The sequence below is a fragment of the Actinomadura sp. 21ATH genome, assembly GCF_041951345.1.
In the GTDB taxonomy this organism is placed as follows: Bacteria; Actinomycetota; Actinomycetes; order Streptosporangiales; family Streptosporangiaceae; genus Spirillospora.
In genome coordinates, this window is sequence record NZ_JBGNUR010000002.1 from 1,058,487 (window position 1) to 1,075,569 (window position 17,083).

Genomic DNA, 17,083 nt, shown 5'->3' on the forward strand with positions numbered 1-17,083 from the left:
CCGCACTCGTCAGTGGTTACTGACGAGTAGGATTGCTTGTTACTGACGAGTAGAGGAGGGACGACCCGTGCCCCGTACCGCACGTGACGTCGTGTTCGTCGACGGCGTACGCACGCCGTTCGGCAAGGCGGGCCCGAAGGGCCTGTACGCGGAGACCCGCGCCGATGACCTGGTGGTCCGCGCGATCCGCGAGCTGATGCGCCGCAACCCGTCCCTCCCGCCGGAGCGGGTGGACGAGGTCGCGATCGCCGCCACCACCCAGACCGGCGACCAGGGGCTGACCATCGGCCGCTCCGCCGCCGTCCTGGCCGGGCTGCCGAAGAGCGTGCCCGGGTACGCGATCGACCGGATGTGCGCGGGCGCGATGACGGCCGTGACCACTTCCGGCGCCGGGATCTCGTTCGGCTCGTACGACGTCGTCATCGCCGGCGGCGTCGAGCACATGGGCCGGCACCCGATGGGCGAGGGCGTCGACCCGAACCCGCGGTTCATGACCGACCGGCTGGTGGACCCGTCCGCGCTGGTCATGGGCTCGACGGCGGAGAACCTGCACGACCGGTTCCCGCAGATCACCAAGGAGCGCGCCGACGCCTACGCGGTGCGCAGCCAGCAGAAGGTCGCCGCCGCGTACGCCGCCGGGAAGATCCAGCCGGACCTGGTGCCGACCGCGATCCGGTCCGCCGCGAAGGGCTGGGGCCTCGCGACCGAGGACGAGCCGCCGCGCCCGGGCACCACGATGGAGAGCCTGGCCGGGCTGAAGACCCCGTTCCGGGTCGCCGGCAACGTCACCGCGGGCAACGCCGCCGGGCTGAACGACGGCGCCACCGCCTGCCTGCTCGCCGCCGAGGACGTCGCCCGCGAGCTGGGCCTGGCCCCGCGGATGCGGCTGGTCGACTTCGCCTTCGCCGGCGTCGAGCCCGAGGTCATGGGCGTCGGCCCGGTCCCCGCGACCGAGAGGCTGCTCGCCCGCAACGCGCTGACCATGGACGACATCGGCCTCATCGAGATCAACGAGGCGTTCGCCGTCCAGGTGCTCGCGTTCCTGGAGCACTTCAAGATCGCCGACGACGACGCCCGGGTGAACCCGTGGGGCGGCGCCATCGCGCTCGGCCACCCGCTGGCCTCGTCCGGCGTCCGGCTGATGAACCAGCTGGCCCGGCTCTTCGAGGAGCGCACCGACGTCCGCTACGGCCTGACCACGATGTGCGTCGGCATGGGCATGGGCGGCACGGTCCTCTGGGAGAACGTGAACTGGGAGGGCACCAAGTGAGCGGCCTGAACGAGATCTTCGGCGACGAGGTCGTCACGCACGCGCTGGTGCGGGACGTCGCGCTGCCGTACGGCGCCGGGACGCTGGCGCTGATCACGCTCGACAACGGGCACGACCACACCAAGCCGAACACCTTCGGCCCGAACGGCCTGACCGAGCTGAACGCCGCCATCGACGCCGTCGCCGCCCGCGACGACATCGCGGCCGTCGGCGTGACCGGCAAGCCGTTCATCTTCGCCGTCGGCGCCGACCTCAAGGGCGTGCCGCTGATCGGGAAGCGCGAGGACGCGCAGGCGATCGGGAGGCTGGGCCACGACGTGTTCCGGCGGCTGGGCGAGCTGGACGTGCCCTCGTTCGCGTACGTCAACGGCGCGGCGATGGGCGGCGGCGTCGAGATCGCGCTGCACTGCACGTACCGGACGATCTCCGCGGGCGTCCCGGCGCTGGCGCTGCCCGAGGCGTTCCTGGGCCTGGTGCCCGGCTGGGGCGGCACGTACCTGCTCCCCCGCCTGATCGGCGCGGAGAAGGCGCTCAAGGTCATCATCGACAACCCGATGGCGCAGAACCGCACCCTCAAGGGCCGGCAGGCGTACGAGCTGGGCATCGCGGACGCGATCTTCGAGTCGGCCGACTTCCTGGAGGAGTCGCTGGCCTGGACCGCCCGCGTGCTCACCGGCGCGGCCAAGGTCGAGCGGCCCGAGATCGACACCGGCAAGGCGTGGGACGACGCGGTCGCGCAGGCCCGCTGGACGGTCGAGGGCAAGCTGCACGGCGCCGCGCCATCGTTCGTCCGCGCCCTGGACCTGGTCGCCGCCGCCAAGGACCGCACCCGCGACGAGGGCTTCGCCGCCGAGGACGAGGCGCTGGCCGACCTCATCATGAGCGACGAGCTGCGCGCCGGGCTGTACGCGTTCGACCTCACCCAGAAGCGCGCCAAGCGCCCGGCCGGCGCCCCCGGCAAGGACCTGGCGCGCCCGGTGACCAAGGTCGGCGTGGTCGGCGCGGGCCTGATGGCCTCGCAGCTCGCGCTGCTGTTCGCCCGCCGGCTGGAGGTCCCGGTCGTGCTGACCGACCTGGACCAGGACCGCCTCGACAGGGGCGTCGGGTACGCGCACGGCGAGATCGACAAGCTGCTGGCCAAGGGCCGCGTGTCGGCCGACAAGGCCAACCGGCTCAAGTCGCTGATCGGCGGCTCGCTGACCAAGGACGCGTTCGCGGACGCCGACTTCGTCATCGAGGCCGTGTTCGAGGAGATGTCGGTCAAGCGGAAGGTGTTCGCCGAGCTGGAGGAGCACGTCTCCCCCGAGTGCGTGCTGGCGACCAACACCTCCTCGCTGTCGGTCACCGAGATGGCCGCGGAGCTGAGGCACCCCGAGCGGGTGGTGGGCTTCCACTTCTTCAACCCGGTCGCGGTGCTGCCGCTGCTGGAGATCGTCCGCGGTGAGAAGACCGACGACGCGGCGCTGGCCACCGCGTTCGCGGCGGGCAGGAAGCTCAAGAAGTCGTGCGTGCTGGTCAAGGACGCGCCCGCGTTCGTGGTCAACCGGATCCTGCTGCGGCTGATGGCCGAGATCATCCAGACCGTGGACGAGGGCACGCCGGTCGAGGTCGCCGAGCGCGCCGCCGCGCCGCTGGGGCTGCCGATGCCGCCGTTCGTGCTGATGGGGCTGGTCGGCCCGGCGATCGCGCTGCACGTCAACGAGACGCTGCACGGCGCATTCCCCGAGCGGTTCCCGCTGTCGGAGAAGTTCGCCGCGTTCGTGAAGGCGGGCAGGACGGGCGTCTACCGGCCCGACTTCACGCTCGACCCCGAGGCGGTCGCGTTCTTCGAGGGCGGCACCGCGCCGTCCACCGAGGCCGAGGTGCTCGACCGGGCGCTGCGGGCGCTGGCCGAGGAGATCGGGATCATGCTGGACGAGGGCGTGGTCGCGGCCGCGCAGGACATCGACCTGTGCATGATCCTGGGCGCGGGCTGGCCGTTCCACCTGGGCGGCATCACGCCGTACCTGGACCGGGCCGGGATCAGCGAGGCCGTGAACGGCCGCCGCTTCCTGGAGCCGGGGACGGCGTCGCTCGCCTAGCCCGCGGGCCACAGAACGGACGAAAAAGGCGTTCCCGGAGCAATCTGGGAACGCCTTTCTCGTGAATCCCTCCCGATCCCCTACGGACCGGTTTCGGCCGGGCGCATTCGGTGATCATCATCCCGTACCATCACCCCCGCCGAGGAGGACGGCGTGAGCCTGTTCCGTACCAAGTCCGTCGAGGATTCGATCCGCGACACCGAGGCGCCCGAACAGCGCCTGCGCCGCGACCTCGGCGCGCTCGACCTGGTCGTCTTCGGGGTCGGTGTGATCATCGGCACCGGCATCTTCGTGCTGACCGGCCAGGTGGCCAAGGACAAGGCCGGCCCCGCGGTGGCGATCTCGTTCATCCTGGCCGCCGTCGTCTGCGGGCTGGCCGCGCTCTGCTACGCCGAGTTCTCCTCGACCGTCCCGGTGGCCGGGTCCGCCTACACGTTCTCCTACGCCACGCTGGGCGAGCTGCCCGCCTGGATCATCGGCTGGGACCTCATCCTGGAGTTCGCGCTCGCGGCCGCGGTGGTGTCGGTCGGCTGGTCGGGCTACGCGGCCTCGCTGCTGGACACCCTCGGCCTCACCCTGCCCGAGAAGATAGCCAACCCGCCCGGGGAGGGCGGCGTCGTCAACGTCCCCGCCATCCTCCTCGTGCTGGCCGTGACGGCCGTGCTCGTCCTCGGCATCAAGATCTCTTCGCGGGTGAACGCCGTCGTCGTGGCCATCAAGGTCTTCGTCGTCCTGCTGGTGATCGTCGCCGGGCTGTTCTTCATCAAGGGCGCCAACTACAAGCCGTTCATCCCCGAGTCCCAGCCCACCCCGGCGGTCGAGGGCGCCAAGGCGCCGCTCATGCAGGTGCTCTTCGGGATCGAGCCGGTCAGCTTCGGCTGGCTCGGCATCTTCGCCGCCATCGCGATCGTGTTCTTCGCCTACATCGGCTTCGACATCGTCGCCACGGCCGCCGAGGAGGCCCGCAACCCGCAGCGGGACATGCCGATCGGCCTGATCGGCTCGCTGGCGATCACCGCCGTGCTGTACGCGGCCGTCTCCCTGGTCGTGGTCGGCATGCAGCACTACAGCGAGCTCAGCGAGTCGGCGCCGCTGGCCGACGCGTTCAAGGCCGCGGGGCACCCCGGGTTCGCCACGGTCATCAGCATCGGCGCCGTCGCCGGGCTCACCACCGTGGTGCTGATCCTGCTGCTCGGGCAGAGCCGGGTGTTCTTCTCCATGAGCCGGGACGGGCTGCTGCCGCGCTGGCTGTCGGCCGTCCACCCCCGCTTCGGCACCCCGTACCGCTCCACGATCGTGATGGGCGTGATCGCCGCCGCGCTGGCCGGGTTCATCCCGCTGGCGGCGCTGGCCGAGCTGGTCAACATCGGCACGCTGTTCGCGTTCCTGGTCGTCTCGATCGCGGTGGTGATCCTCCGCCGGACCCGGCCCGACCTGCCCCGCGCGTTCCGCGCCCCGCTGGTCCCGCTGGTGCCCGCGCTGTCGGTGCTCGGCTGCCTGTTCGTGATGCTCAACCTGCCGCTGGAGACCTGGCTGCGGTTCCTGGCCTGGATGGCGATCGGCTTCCTGATCTACTTCGCGTACGGGCACCGGCACAGCCGGCTGCGCGCCGCGCACCGGCACAAGGCCCCGTGACGGGACGCGGGCCGGGCCGCGGCGGCGCCGCGAACGGGCCGTGACCTGCGGATTCTCCCGGACGTGCGGGGTCCGTGTGTCGTTTCCCACATCGGATGGGCACAATGGCGCGCATGACGACCGCACCCCCGCACGTCGCAGTGATCGGCTCCGGGCCCGCGGGCCTCTACGCCGCCGAGGCCCTGGTCAAGCAGACCGACGACAACGTCCGGGTCGACGTCCTCGACCGGCTGCCCACCCCGTACGGGCTGGTCAGGTACGGCGTGGCGCCCGACCACAAGTCCATCAAGTCGATCGCCCGCTACCTGCAGCGCGTGCTGGAGAACCCGGCGGTGCGGTTCTTCGGCTGCGTGGAGCTGGGCCGCGACGTGACCCGCACGGACCTGCTGGACTGCTACGACGCGGTGATCTACTCGACCGGCGCGATGGTCGACCGGCACCTCGGCGTCCCGGGCGAGGACCTGCCCGGCAGCGTGGCCGCCACCGACTTCGTCAACTGGTACTGCGGGCACCCCGACGCCGCCGACCACTCCTTCGACCTGACCGCCGAGGAGGTCGCGGTCATCGGCGTCGGCAACGTGGCCGTGGACGTGGTGCGGATCCTCGCCAAGACCGTCGAGGAGCTGCACCAGACCGACATCCCCGAGCACGTGATGGAGGCGCTCGCGGCGAGCAAGGTGCGGCGCGTCCACATGGTCGGGCGGCGCGGGCCCGCGCAGGCCAAGTTCACCACCAAGGAGCTGCGCGAGCTGGGCGAGCTGCCCGGGGTGAGCGTGCACGTGCGGCCCGAGGACATGGACCTGGACCCGGCGAGCGCGGAGCTGGCCGAGTCCGACCGGCACGTGCGCGGCAACGTCAAGGTCCTGAACGGCTGGACCGGCGAGCCCGCCGGGGACCGGCCGCGCCGCATCGACGTGCGGTTCTGGCGGGCCCCGGTGGAGATCGTCGGCACCGGGCGGGTCGAGGGGCTGCGGCTGGAGCGCACCCGGCTGGACGAGTCGGGCCGCGTCACCGGCACCGGCGAGTTCGAGACGCTCCCGGTCGGCATGGTGCTGCGCTCCGTCGGCTACCAGAGCGTGGCGCTGGAGGGCGTCCCGTTCGACGAGCGGTCCTACGTCGTCCCCAACGAGGGCGGCCGGATCGTCGGCCCGGACGGCGTCGTCCCGCGTGAGTACGTGGCGGGCTGGATCAAGCGCGGCCCCACCGGCGTCGTCGGCACCAACAAGTCCGACGCGGCCGAGACCGTGCGGAACCTGCTCGCCGACCTCCACCCGGACGGGCCCCGGCCCGCCCGGACGATCGAGGAGCTGCTGGAGTCGCGCGGCCTGCGCGTGGTCACCTACGCCGACTGGCTCAACCTGGACGCCGCGGAGATCGAGCTGGCGCGCTCGCTCGGCCGCGGCGAGCGGGTCAAGCTGGCCCGGTGGGAGGCCATGCGGTCGGCCTGCCACCCGGGCTGAGCCGCCGCCGCGCCAGAGAACCCCGTGGCGAACTAGTGACGCAGACCTGACCGGGGCGCTACGGTGCGCGTGTGACCGGCGGTCCAGAGCTGTACGGATTCCCCCCGCCCGCCCGGCTGCCCGACCTCAGGTGGCTCGGCCCCGACTACGTGTCCGTCCTCGTCTACGACCTGACGCAGGGCCTCCTGCGCCAGGATCCGGGAACGCGCGTCATGGGCGTGCGGTGCGAGGGCGAGCCGGAACTGCGGCCGACGGTCGATCCGTCCGGCGTCATCCGGGCGCACGACGCGACGTTCCCGCTGCAGGTCTTCGTGCAGGACGGCGCGGGCCGACCCTGGCGGCTGCGCGGCCGGTGGACGTACTCCGGCCGCGACCTCGGCACCGCCGCGGCCTCCATCACGCACTTCTGGCAGCTGGTGGCCGCCGAGGGCGTGTGAGGAGCGGCGGCGGGCGCTACCGGCCGCCGCGGCCCTTCTGCGGCCCGCCGAGGAACCCGAGCAGGCCGCCCAGGTCCGTGAGGTTGGCGAGCGGGCCGTTCAGGAGCGCCGGGACGAACGCGGCGGCGAACTTGCGCTCCTCCTCGTCGCTCAAGCCGTCCTTGTTGACCAGGTCCCTGTCGGCGTACGGGTCGTAGGCGTACGGGTCGTAGGCGTAGGGCTGCGGCGCGTACGGGCGCGGCGCGTACGGCTGCTGGGCGTAGGGCTGCGGCGCATACGGCTGCTGGGCGTACGGCTGCTGGGCGTAGGGCTGCGGCGCGTACGGCTGCTGCTGTGCCTGCTGATCCTGCGGCTGGTCCTTGGGCTGCACCGCCTTGGGCTGTGCGGCCGGCGCACCGTCCGCAGGCGCGTTGGGCGCGGCCTCGGGTGCGGGAGGCGCGGGCGCGGGCGCGCCGGCGGCCGGAGCGCCCGGCTCGGGGTCGCTGCGCACCGGGGCCTCGGGCACGCCGCCGGTGGGCGCGGGCGCCCCCTCCCTGGACGTGCCGGCCGCCGGCCGGTCGGCCGTGCGCGGCGCGGGCGCGCCGGCCGCGGGCCTGGTCCCGGCCCTGTCGTCATCGTCCCGGCCGACACCGAAGAACCGCTTCCAGAACGACGAGTCGCCGCCGCTGACGTTGGAGATCGAGGCGCTCGTGCCCGGCCGGATCCTGATGTTCGACATCCCGCGCCCGGTCCGCATCTGCACGTCCCGCATCTCGAACCGCACGCGGGGCTCGCCCGCCAACTCGATCATCGTCCGCACCCGCTCGGTGCCGCGCCAGACGATCGTGGCCTTGTTCCCCTCGACACGGGTGTCCCTGGTGACCGCCGGCAGCACGGAGTCGGTGCCGTGCTTCCTGGTCATGGCGTAGACGCAGCGGGGCTCCAGCGTGATGGTCCCGCCGGCGCGGAAGGCGCGGGCCAGCGCGGCCTCGTCCCCCTTGCCGTCAGGGCACGGCACCGGGGCCGAGGGCGCCGCCACCGCCACCGCCGGCAGCGCCGCCACCAGCGCGAGCGCGGCCGCTGGCACCGCCCCGCGGCGCAGGGCTCTTCCGTTCCCGAACGTGTGTCGCATGGTCGTCCCCCGTCACTCCAGAACGTGATCACCTCGATGACTACTCACAGTTACCAGAGTGGCGCGCTCCGGGCGAGGATCCGCGGACCACGCCTCGACCACCGACACGCAAAAGCACCTTTAATCACACACTGTGTTCACTGTCACACCCAGGGTAATTGAGCCCGTGGAAAATCAACGGATCTTGCCCCGCCACCCCGGGTTCGCCGGGGCGCGGGCAAGGAAGGAAGACACGTTCATGAACACGATGCAGCGCATCACGATCGTCGGCTTCGCCACCGCGGGGATGGCACTGTTCGGGGCCGGTGCGGCGATGGCCGACACGTACCACGAGCACAACTTCCTGGCGGCCGGCCCCGACGGCGCCTTCAAGAAGAACATCAAGGCCGGCACGGTCCACGACGACTGCGACCACAAGTGCCACGGCCACCACAAGGGCAAGCACCACGGCCACGACAAGGTCGCGTTCTACAAGAAGTCGATCGAGGGCGCCGGCCGCGACGGCGCGTTCCTGAAGGACGCCAAGAGCGTCGCCAAGTGACGCCGACCGCCACCTGATCTGAAGACGGTCCCGCCCGCGGCCGCGGGCGGGACCATCCGTTCGGTCCCATCCGACATCAGAGCTAGGAACATCCATGAACAACACCCGCCGGATCGCCCTGACGGGCGCCACCGCACTCGCCCTCGTCGCGGCGGCCCCGGCAGTGGCCTCGGCCGACGTCTCCCAGACTCACAAGTTCGCGAGCGTGGCCCATGGAGAGGCCGTGCTCCGCGTCCACACCACCCATGTGGGCGAGGACGGCCGGGTCTACTACCACGAGACCCTCTACTGGGCCGGTTCCAAGGGGGCCGGCATCCAGGAGGTCACGTCCGGCGTCCGCTGACCGGCGGGCCCGCGGACGCGAGACGGCGCCACCCCCGGCCTCGGCCGGGGGCGGCGCCGTCGCCGTTCGCCGCCGGTCAGTCGGACGGGGCGGTCTCGCGGGCCTCCACGGAGGTCGCCTTGGACACCGCCTCGATGATGTCGCGGGCGAGGTCCTGCGGGGTCAGCCCGATGTCGGCCAGGATCATCGCGCGCTTGGCGTGGTCGAGGAACTCCTGCGGGATCCCGAACGTGCGGACCGGGGTGTCGATCCCGGCGTCGCGCAGCAGCCGGGCCACGGCGTCGCCGACCGCGCCGACGCGGCCGTTGTCCTCCACGACCGCGACCATGCTGTGCTCGGCCGCGGCCTCCACCAGGGCGGGGTCGAGCGGCTTGACCCAGCGCGGGTCGACCACGGTCGCGCCGATGCCCTGCGCGGCCAGCCGCTCGCCGACCTCCACCGCGGGCGTCGCCATCGCGCCCGCCGCGACCACCAGGACGCGGGCGCCGTTGGCGCCGTCGTGGCGGGCCAGCACGTCCATCCCGCCGAGGGTGTCGATCGCGTCGAGGTCCTCGGCGACCGGGCCCTTGGGGAAGCGCAGCGCGGTGGGCCCGTCGTCGACGGCCACCGCCTCGCGCAGCAGCTCCCGGACGCGGGCGCCGTCGCGCGGCACCGCGATCCGCATGCCCGGCACCAGCTGCAGGATCGACAGGTCCCACATGCCGTTGTGGCTGGGCCCGTCGTCGCCGGTGACGCCGGCCCGGTCCAGCACGAACGTGACCGGCTGCCGGTGCAGCGCCACGTCCATCAGGACCTGGTCGAACGCGCGGTTGAGGAACGTGGCGTAGATCGCCACCACCGGGTGCATGCCGCCCATCGCCAGCCCCGCGGCCGAGGTGACCGCGTGCTGCTCGGCGATGCCCACGTCGTAGCACCGGTCGGGGTAGGCGGCGGCGAACTCGGCCAGCCCCACCGGGTGCAGCATCGCCGCGGTGATCCCGACGATGTCGGGCCGCTCCGCGCCGAGCGCGACCATCTCCTCGCTGAAGACGTTGGTCCAGATCCGGCCCTTGGGCTTCTGCACGCCGGTCTCCCGGTCGTACGGCCCGGGCGAGTGGAACTGCTCCTCGTCGTCGTTCTCCGCCGGCGCGTAGCCGTGGCCCTTCCTGGTGATGCAGTGCACGATCACCGGGCCGCCGAAGTCGTGCGCCTTGCGCAGGGCGTGCTCGACGGCCTGCTCGTCGTGGCCGTCGATGGGGCCGATGTACTTGAGGCCGAGGTCCTCGAACATGGCCTGCGGCTGCAGCATGTCCTTGAGGCCCTTCTTGATGCCGTGCAGCGCCTCGTAGGCGACGTTGCCGACGACCGGGGCCCGCGGGACGGTCTTCTTGACCAGCTCCAGCGCGTGCTCGTAGGTGGGCGTGACCCGCAGGTCGGCCAGGTGGCTGGCCAGCCCGCCGATGGTCGGGGAGTACGAGCGGCCGTTGTCGTTCACCACGATGATCACGCGACGGTCGCGGCCTTCGGCGATGTTGTTGAGGGCCTCCCAGCACATGCCGCCGGTGAGCGCGCCGTCGCCGACCACGGGCACCACCACGCGGTCGCCCTCGCCGTTCAGCTCGAACGCCTTGGCCAGCCCGTCGGCGTACGACAGGGCGGTGGAGGCGTGCGAGTTCTCGATGATGTCGTGGGCGGACTCGGCCCGGCTCGGGTAGCCGGAGATGCCGCCGCGCTGCTTGAGCAGGCCGAAGTCGTGCCGGCCGGTCAGCAGCTTGTGCACGTACGCCTGGTGGCCGGTATCGAAAAGGATCTTGTCGCGCGGCGAGTCGAAGACCCGGTGCAGCGCGATCGTGAGCTCGACGACCCCCAGGTTGGGGCCCAGATGACCGCCGGTCTTGGCCACGGCGTCCACCAGGAACTCCCGGATCTCCCCGGCGAGCCGCGGCATCTGCGTGGCGTCCAGTCGCTTGAGGTCCCCCGGACCCTTGATCGACTCCAGCAGAGTCACGCGCGTCAACTCCTCCATCAGGGGCTCCACTGCCCCTGGTCGTCGGGCCGTTCCGAGTTTAGTCCCGGTTGGCCCGGCACGCGCCAGGGGTCGTTCCTTCCTCACACCTTCGCCACGAAACCCACACGCGAGGGCCATGGGGCGGTGGGGTAGTAAGGAGAGCATGGTGATCGAAGAGATCGTGCTGCTCAACTCGGCGGACGAGGCCATCGGCACGGCGCCCAAGGCTCCCAGCCACCATCGTGACACGCCGTACCACCTCGCCTTCTCCTGCTTCCTCGCGGACGCCGACGGCCGGGTGCTGATCACCCGCCGGGCGCTCGGCAAGCGCACGTTCCCCGGCGTGTGGACCGGCAGCTGCTGCGGCCATCCCGGCCCGGGCGAGGGGCTGCGCGACGCGGTGGCGCGGCGGCTCCGCGACGAGCTGGGTGTGACGGGGAGCACGATCACCCCGGTGCTGCCGCGGTTCCGCTACCAGGCGACCGCCGCGGACGGGACGCTGGAGAACGAGCGCTGCCCGGTCGTCCGCGCCGTCGTCCCGGCCGGCGCCCCGGTGCGGCCCAACCCGGAGGAGGTCGAGGACGCCGAGTGGTGGCCGTGGGAGCGCTGCGTCGAGCTCGCCGGCCGGCCGGAGTCGTCGCCCTGGTACCGCCTCCAGATCGCCGAGCTGGCCCCGCTGGGAGACCCGCTGAGCTGGCCGGACACCGGTACGGAGGAGCTGCCGCCGTCGCTGGGGTGGTGACCCCGCCGCGCCCGCCGGGTAACCACGAGATCTCGTTTCGTCTCCCGCTGTTGACCCTCCGCTGATCCGAACGGACGCTTGCTTTCCCGGGTGACGAAGGGACTGGCGATGCGTGGTACGTGGAAGGCGCTCGCCGCCGCGGCCCTGGCCGGCGTGCTGGCCGTTTCCGGCTGCGGTGGCGGCGACGACGGCGGGGACGCCTCCCAGGTGGAGGTCTTCTCGTGGTGGACGGGCCCCGGCGAGGCCGACGGGCTGGCGGCGATGCAGGCGCACTTCGAGAAGACGAACCCGGGCACCAAGTTCGTGAACGCGGCCGTCGCCGGCGGCTCGGGCACGCAGGCCAAGGCGGTGCTCGCCAGCCGCCTGCAGAACCGCAAGCCGCCGGACTCGTTCCAGGGCCACGCGGGCGCCGAGCTGCTCGACTACATCAAGGCCGGCCAGATCGAGCCGCTGGACTCGTTCTACGAGGACAACAACCTCAAGCAGGCGTACCCGCAGCAGCTCCTGGAGCAGATCTCCCACCAGGGGAAGATCTACTCGGTGCCGGTGAACATCCACCGGTCCAACATGCTCTGGTACAACCCGAAGATCCTGGAGGACGCCGGGATCGACGGCCCGCCCAAGACGATCGCCGAGTTCATCACCGCGCTCAAGGCCGTCGACGACAGGACCGACAAGGTCCCGCTGTCGCTCGGCATCCAGTGGACCGCCGACCATCTCCTGGAGAACGTGCTGCTCGGCGACCTCGGCACCGACGCGTACAACGCGCTGTGGAAGCCGGGCGCCGACTGGAGCAGCCCCGCGGTCACCAAGGCGCTGACCGACTTCGCCGAGATCATGAAGTACACCACCCAGGAGTCGGCCTCCAGCGAGTGGCAGGACGCCGCCAAGGCCGTCGTGGACGGCAAGGCCGCGTTCAACATCATGGGTGACTGGGTCTACGGCTACTACGTCAACCCCGGCCCCAACGGGCTCGGCAAGAAGCTCGACACCGACTTCAAGTACGCCGCCGCCCCGGGCACGGACGGCACGTACATGTGGCTGTCGGACAGCTTCACCCTGCCCAGGAACGCGCCGCACCGCGGCGGGGCGCTGGCCTGGCTCAAGGTCGCCGGCAGCAAGGAGGGCCAGGACCTCTTCAACCCGAAGAAGGGCTCCATCCCGGCCCGCAAGGACGCCGACAAGAGCCTCTACAAGGGCTACCTGGAGTACGCGCTGAACGAGTGGACCAGCCCCGACACCAAGCTGGCGGGCTCGTTCTGGCACGGCGTGTACGCCAGCAACAAGTGGCACACCGACATCGACACCGCGGTGGGCCTCTTCCTCCAGAACAAGGACGTGGCCAAGCTCCAGCAGGGCCTGGCCGCCGCCGCCAAGAACAGCGCCCAGTAGTGGCACCGCCCGTTCCCGGCGGAGGGAGGGCAACCGAGTGAGCCGCCGCTGGACGCCGCGCCGCGCCCGGCGGTGGCTCCCGGGACTGCTGCTGGTCTCGCCGTCGATCGTGGCGATCGGCCTGTTCGTGTACGGGCTGATCTTCTGGAACACCCGGGTCGCGGTGAGCGGCCGGCACGACGAGATCACGCCGTACGGGTTCGACAAGGGAAGGAACTTCGTCGACCTGTGGGACGAGCCGAGCTGGCCGCCCGCCGTCCGGCACGCCCTGCTGTTCACCGCCGTGTTCGTCGGGGGCGCGCTGCTGCTGGGCGCGTTCCTGGCGTTCCTGATGGAGAAGGGCGTCCGGGCCGAGGCGGGGTTCCGGGCGATCTACCTGTTCCCGATGGCGATCTCGTTCATCGCCAGCGGCGTCGTGTGGCGCTGGCTGATGAACCCCGCCCCGCCCGAGCGCGCCGTCGGCCTCAACCAGTTCTTCGGCCGGATCGGGCTCGACGCCCTCGCCAACGACTGGTGGCAGCACCAGCGGTGGGGCATGGCCGCCATGGCGCTGCCCGCGATCTGGCAGATGTCGGGGTACGTGATGGCGCTGTACCTCGCCGGCTTCCGCGCCGTGCCGGAGGAGCTGCGGGAGGCGGCCCGGGTGGACGGCGCCTCCGAGTGGAAGGTGTACCGGCACGTCGTCATCCCGCAGCTGCGGCCGGTGACGCTGTCGGCGCTGATCATCCTCGGCCACATCTCGCTGAAGGTGTTCGACCTGATCATGGCGATCGCGGGCAAGCAGATCATCACGTACGTGCCGGCCATCGCCACGTACGTCGAGGTGTTCGACTCGCACGACCCGGCCAACGGCGCCACCATCGCCACCTACCTGCTGCTGGCGGTGGCGCTGCTGGTGATCCCGTACCTGGTCTGGTCGGTCCGCGCGGATCGGAGGGACCGGGCTTGAGCGCTCTCCGGGAGCCCCGCACGCTGCGGACGGTGCGGTTCGCCTTCCTGCTGGCCTTCGCGCTGGTCTTCCTGATGCCGGTGTACGTGCTGGTGGTGACCAGCTTCAAGTCGTTCCAGGAGGCCGATCCGAGCACCGCCTGGAACCTGCCGGCCCAGTGGAGCACCGAGGGCTGGCGGGCGGCCTGGGAGACGCTGCGGCCGGGCCTGGAGAACAGCCTCAGGATCGCCGTCGCGGGCTCGGTCATCGCGGCGGTCCTGGGCTCGCTGAACGGCTACGTCCTATCCAAATGGCGCTTTCCCGGCGCCGACGCCGTGTTCACCCTGTTCCTTTTCGGGATGTTCATCCCTTATCAGGCGGTAATGATCCCGCTGGCCGGTCTGCTGACCGAGATGGAACTGGTCGGCACCATTCGCGGCCTGGTCCTGGCCCACGTCGTGTACGGCATCCCGATCTGCACGCTGATCTTCAGGAACTACTACGTCACGATCCCCACCGAGCTGATCGAGGCGGCCCGCGTCGACGGCGCCGGAATGCTCCGCACGTACGCCTCCATCGTCCTGCCGGTCTCCGGCCCGGCCTTCGCCGTGACGCTCATCTGGCAGTTCACGTCGCTCTGGAACGACTTCCTCTTCGCCGTCTTCCTGGGCACCCCCGACAGCTGGCCCGTCACCGTGGCGCTGAACAACCTCGCCGGTTCCGGGGCGGTGGCCGTCCAGTACAACCAGCAGATGGCCTCCGCTCTCCTGGCCTCGCTGCCCACCCTGCTCGTCTATCTGCTACTCGGGCGCTTCTTCATGCGCGGTTTGATGGCCGGAGCACTCAAGGGATGACAAGAACACGGAACACGGCAACCACCGGCGGCGCGTAAGCGTCACATAAAGGCCAGAAACCGCACCCCGCCTCACCACAGGGAACGTCAATGACCCTCAGACGACTGGCCGCCGTGGGCGCCGCGACGGGCATGGGCCTCGCGACCCTCGCTCTCACCGCCGGCCCCGCATTCGCGGATCCGGGCATCTCCGCCAGCCCGAACCCGTTCGTCCCCGGCAGTGTCCTCACCCTCACCGCCACCGAGTGCGACGAGAAGCCCGTCAACGTCTCCGACGACGGCCTCTTCGCCAGCCCCCCGTCCTGGACCGCCGCCACGCCCGAGGGCACCTGGAAGGCACCGGCCAAGACGAACAAGGTCGCCCCCGGCAAGACCTACACCGCCAAGTTCACCTGCAAGGTCGAGAACGGCACGGCGACCCTCAGCCTCACGGTGAACCCGAAGAAGGACGAGGAGCCCGAGCCGCCGAAGTTCGACTTCGGGTATGACGACGTGAAGCTGTCGACGACCAGGGTCGTCCCGAACGGCACCACCACGTTCGCCATCCGCTGCCCCACCTCCGTGACCATCACCAGCAACGGGTACACCAAGAACCCGCTGCCCGTGGAGAAGGACGGCGAGAACGCCTGGAAGGCGAAGGGGACGTTCAAGTCCTCGCTCCCCGACCCCACGGTCGCCACCGTGACCTGCAAGGGCCACGGCTCGGTGAAGTACTCCACCAGCCCGGAGAAGGGCGACCTGTCGCCGAAGAAGCCGACCGGCAAGATCCCGACCGGGCGGATCGACACCGGTGACGGCAGCACCGTGGCCGGCGGCCCGGGTGCGGGCCTGCTGGCGGGCGGCGCGGCCGCCGCGCTGGCCGGCGCGGGCCTCGGCACCGTGCTGCTGCGCCGCCGGGCCGGGCAGGAGCGGTAATCGCCCGTGCGTTCGACCATGCCCGCCGGCCGCCGCGCGCTCGCCGCGGCGGCCGGCGTGCTGCTCTCCGGGATGCTGCTGACCGCCTGCGGCGATGACGGCGGGGACACCGCGGCGCCGCCCGCCACGGGCGGCTCCCCGCAGGCCACCGCCACCGAACGGGCGATGCGGGCGGCGGCACCCATGAAGGAGTCGCAGCCGAAGACCATCAAGATCCAGAAGATCGGCGTCTCGGCGCCGGTGTCCCTCATCGGTCTGCGCCCGGACGGGCGGATCGAGGAGCCGCCGCTGAGCCGCCCCAACCTGACCGGCTGGTACAAGGAGGGCGTCACGCCCGGCGAGATGGGGCCCTCGGTCATCCTGGGCCATGTCGACGCCAACAAGAAGGCGGCCGTCTTCTACCGGCTCAAGGAACTGAAGGCGGGCGACACCATCCAGGTGGTCCGCCAGGACGGCTCCACCGCCACGTTCGCGGTGGACCGGCTGCAGAGCGTGGACAAGGACGCGTTCCCGCACCAGAAGGTGTTCGGCGAGGACATCGACTACTCCTCGCTGCGCCTGGTCACGTGCGGCGGCGCGTTCGACGCGGCGACGGGGCACTACCGCAACAACCTCATCGTCTTCGCGAAGCTCGTCCAGCCCGTCTGATCCTGCACGGACCGTTCCCGTCCCTTTTTCGGAACGGGAACGGTCCGTATCAGCGTGGCCGGGTTGCCGATCACGACAAATCGGGGAAAATCACTAACTGGACCGTTCACCCGGACCGGCTGGCCCCAGGGTCACGGTCCCCTGGCAGAACGGCGGTATCCGCTCCCCGGCCGGATACTCCATGGGAAACCGGGCACCACGCCCGGACGGTCCGGCCAACCGGAGACCGGCGGAGCACGGAGGTGACCGCGTGCAGGCGATCAGTGTTCAGCAGCCCTGGGCCTTCGCGATCGCACGGGGCGGCAAGGCCGTCTCCAACCAGGACCTGCCGACCGCCCACCGCGGCCCGCTGCTGATCCACGCCTCCATGCGGGTCGACCTGAAAGCCTGCGACTCCCCCCTCATCCGGTCCGCCGGCTGGGACCCCGGCCACCCGCTCGCCACGATCGGCGCGGTCATCGCCATGGCCGACCTCGACGACGTCTGCTCGGCCGGCCTGGACGGCTCCTGCGACTGCGGCCCCTGGGGCGAGCCGGGCTTCCACCACTGGCGCCTGACCTCCGTCCGCGCCCTCCCCCGCCCGATCATCGCCCTCGGCCGCACCGAGCCCTGGCAGCCCTCCGCCACCCTGATGACGGAGGTCCGCACCATGCTCGCCACCGCCGCGGCCACCACCGACCGCCTGACCTGATCCCCTGCCCCCGGCGTCCCCGCACGGCTACGCTGAGTCCCCGCGGCGG

At 71.4% G+C, this 17,083-nt stretch carries 16 protein-coding genes; 14 read left to right on the top strand and 2 right to left on the bottom strand.

The window, feature by feature from the left end:
* The first annotated feature begins 67 nt into the window (after positions 1-67).
* The 5 genes from ACA361_RS11235 (at position 68) to ACA361_RS11255 (ending at position 6,883) form a co-directional block, all read left to right on the top strand.
* Entirely contained in the window at positions 68-1,270 is a 1,203-nt protein-coding gene (locus ACA361_RS11235; protein WP_375011790.1) for a thiolase family protein, read from the top strand.
* Entirely contained in the window at positions 1,267-3,351 is a 2,085-nt protein-coding gene (locus ACA361_RS11240) for a 3-hydroxyacyl-CoA dehydrogenase NAD-binding domain-containing protein (RefSeq protein WP_375011791.1), read from the top strand. Before ACA361_RS11235 ends, ACA361_RS11240 begins: the two co-directional genes overlap by 4 nt.
* Before the next feature lie 153 nt (positions 3,352-3,504).
* Positions 3,505-4,986 (top strand): amino acid permease, encoded by a 1,482-nt coding sequence (locus ACA361_RS11245; protein WP_375011792.1) that lies wholly within the window; start codon positions 3,505-3,507, stop codon positions 4,984-4,986.
* Between the two features lie 113 nt (positions 4,987-5,099).
* Positions 5,100-6,446: an FAD-dependent oxidoreductase gene (locus ACA361_RS11250; protein ID WP_375011794.1), complete on the top strand. Its 1,347-nt coding sequence runs from the start codon at positions 5,100-5,102 to the stop codon at positions 6,444-6,446.
* Between the two features lie 71 nt (positions 6,447-6,517).
* Complete coding sequence (locus ACA361_RS11255; protein WP_375011795.1) at positions 6,518-6,883, top strand: hypothetical protein; 366 nt, start codon at positions 6,518-6,520, stop codon at positions 6,881-6,883.
* Between the two features lie 16 nt (positions 6,884-6,899).
* Here the strand turns inward: ACA361_RS11255 and ACA361_RS11260 are convergent, their stop codons facing one another.
* A complete protein-coding gene (locus ACA361_RS11260) occupies positions 6,900-7,994 on the bottom strand; it encodes a hypothetical protein (RefSeq protein ID WP_375011797.1) in 1,095 nt (364 codons plus the stop codon).
* Positions 7,995-8,232: 238 nt separating this feature from the next.
* Between ACA361_RS11260 and ACA361_RS11265 the strand changes: the two genes are divergently transcribed.
* Together ACA361_RS11265 and ACA361_RS11270 are read left to right on the top strand one after the other, a co-directional pair.
* The gene (locus tag ACA361_RS11265) at positions 8,233-8,535 is read left to right on the top strand and encodes a hypothetical protein (RefSeq protein ID WP_375011798.1); all 303 of its coding nucleotides are present in this window, start codon (positions 8,233-8,235) and stop codon (positions 8,533-8,535) included.
* Positions 8,536-8,629: 94 nt separating this feature from the next.
* Positions 8,630-8,878: a hypothetical protein gene (locus ACA361_RS11270; RefSeq protein ID WP_375011800.1), complete on the top strand. Its 249-nt coding sequence runs from the start codon at positions 8,630-8,632 to the stop codon at positions 8,876-8,878.
* 76 nt (positions 8,879-8,954) lie between these two features.
* Here ACA361_RS11270 and dxs read toward each other — a convergent pair whose 3' ends face one another.
* Positions 8,955-10,865 (bottom strand): 1-deoxy-D-xylulose-5-phosphate synthase, encoded by a 1,911-nt coding sequence (gene dxs, locus ACA361_RS11275; protein ID WP_375012010.1) that lies wholly within the window; start codon positions 10,863-10,865, stop codon positions 8,955-8,957.
* A gap of 163 nt (positions 10,866-11,028) precedes the next feature.
* Between dxs and idi the strand changes: the two genes are divergently transcribed.
* From idi to ACA361_RS11310, 7 genes are all read left to right on the top strand, one after another.
* Positions 11,029-11,607, top strand: coding sequence for an isopentenyl-diphosphate Delta-isomerase (gene idi / locus ACA361_RS11280; RefSeq protein ID WP_375011801.1), 579 nt, complete (start codon positions 11,029-11,031; stop codon positions 11,605-11,607).
* Positions 11,608-11,697: 90 nt separating this feature from the next.
* Positions 11,698-12,999 (top strand): ABC transporter substrate-binding protein, encoded by a 1,302-nt coding sequence (locus tag ACA361_RS11285; protein ID WP_375011802.1) that lies wholly within the window; start codon positions 11,698-11,700, stop codon positions 12,997-12,999.
* 37 nt (positions 13,000-13,036) lie between these two features.
* Positions 13,037-13,948: a carbohydrate ABC transporter permease gene (locus ACA361_RS11290; RefSeq protein ID WP_375011803.1), complete on the top strand. Its 912-nt coding sequence runs from the start codon at positions 13,037-13,039 to the stop codon at positions 13,946-13,948.
* Positions 13,949-14,022: 74 nt separating this feature from the next.
* Positions 14,023-14,781, top strand: coding sequence for a carbohydrate ABC transporter permease (locus tag ACA361_RS11295; protein ID WP_375012011.1), 759 nt, complete (start codon positions 14,023-14,025; stop codon positions 14,779-14,781).
* Positions 14,782-14,870: 89 nt separating this feature from the next.
* Complete coding sequence (locus ACA361_RS11300) at positions 14,871-15,695, top strand: hypothetical protein (RefSeq protein ID WP_375011804.1); 825 nt, start codon at positions 14,871-14,873, stop codon at positions 15,693-15,695.
* Positions 15,696-15,701: 6 nt separating this feature from the next.
* A complete protein-coding gene (locus ACA361_RS11305; protein ID WP_375011805.1) occupies positions 15,702-16,343 on the top strand; it encodes a class F sortase in 642 nt (213 codons plus the stop codon).
* A gap of 250 nt (positions 16,344-16,593) precedes the next feature.
* Positions 16,594-17,034, top strand: a complete 441-nt coding sequence (locus ACA361_RS11310; protein WP_375011806.1) for a hypothetical protein — start codon at positions 16,594-16,596, stop codon at positions 17,032-17,034.
* Positions 17,035-17,083 lie beyond the last annotated feature (49 nt).

Bases quoted from the DNA above. Each gene is read 5' to 3' on its own strand.
- ACA361_RS11250 (WP_375011794.1), top strand. From the start codon at position 5,100: ATGACGACCGCACCCCCGCACGTCGCAGTGATCGGCTCCGGGCCCGCG.
- ACA361_RS11260 (WP_375011797.1), bottom strand. From the start codon at position 7,994: ATGCGACACACGTTCGGGAACGGAAGAGCCCTGCGCCGCGGGGCGGTG.
- ACA361_RS11265 (WP_375011798.1), top strand. From the start codon at position 8,233: ATGAACACGATGCAGCGCATCACGATCGTCGGCTTCGCCACCGCGGGG.
- ACA361_RS11270 (WP_375011800.1), top strand. From the start codon at position 8,630: ATGAACAACACCCGCCGGATCGCCCTGACGGGCGCCACCGCACTCGCC.
- idi (WP_375011801.1), top strand. From the start codon at position 11,029: ATGGTGATCGAAGAGATCGTGCTGCTCAACTCGGCGGACGAGGCCATC.
- ACA361_RS11295 (WP_375012011.1), top strand. From the start codon at position 14,023: ATGCCGGTGTACGTGCTGGTGGTGACCAGCTTCAAGTCGTTCCAGGAG.
- ACA361_RS11300 (WP_375011804.1), top strand. From the start codon at position 14,871: ATGACCCTCAGACGACTGGCCGCCGTGGGCGCCGCGACGGGCATGGGC.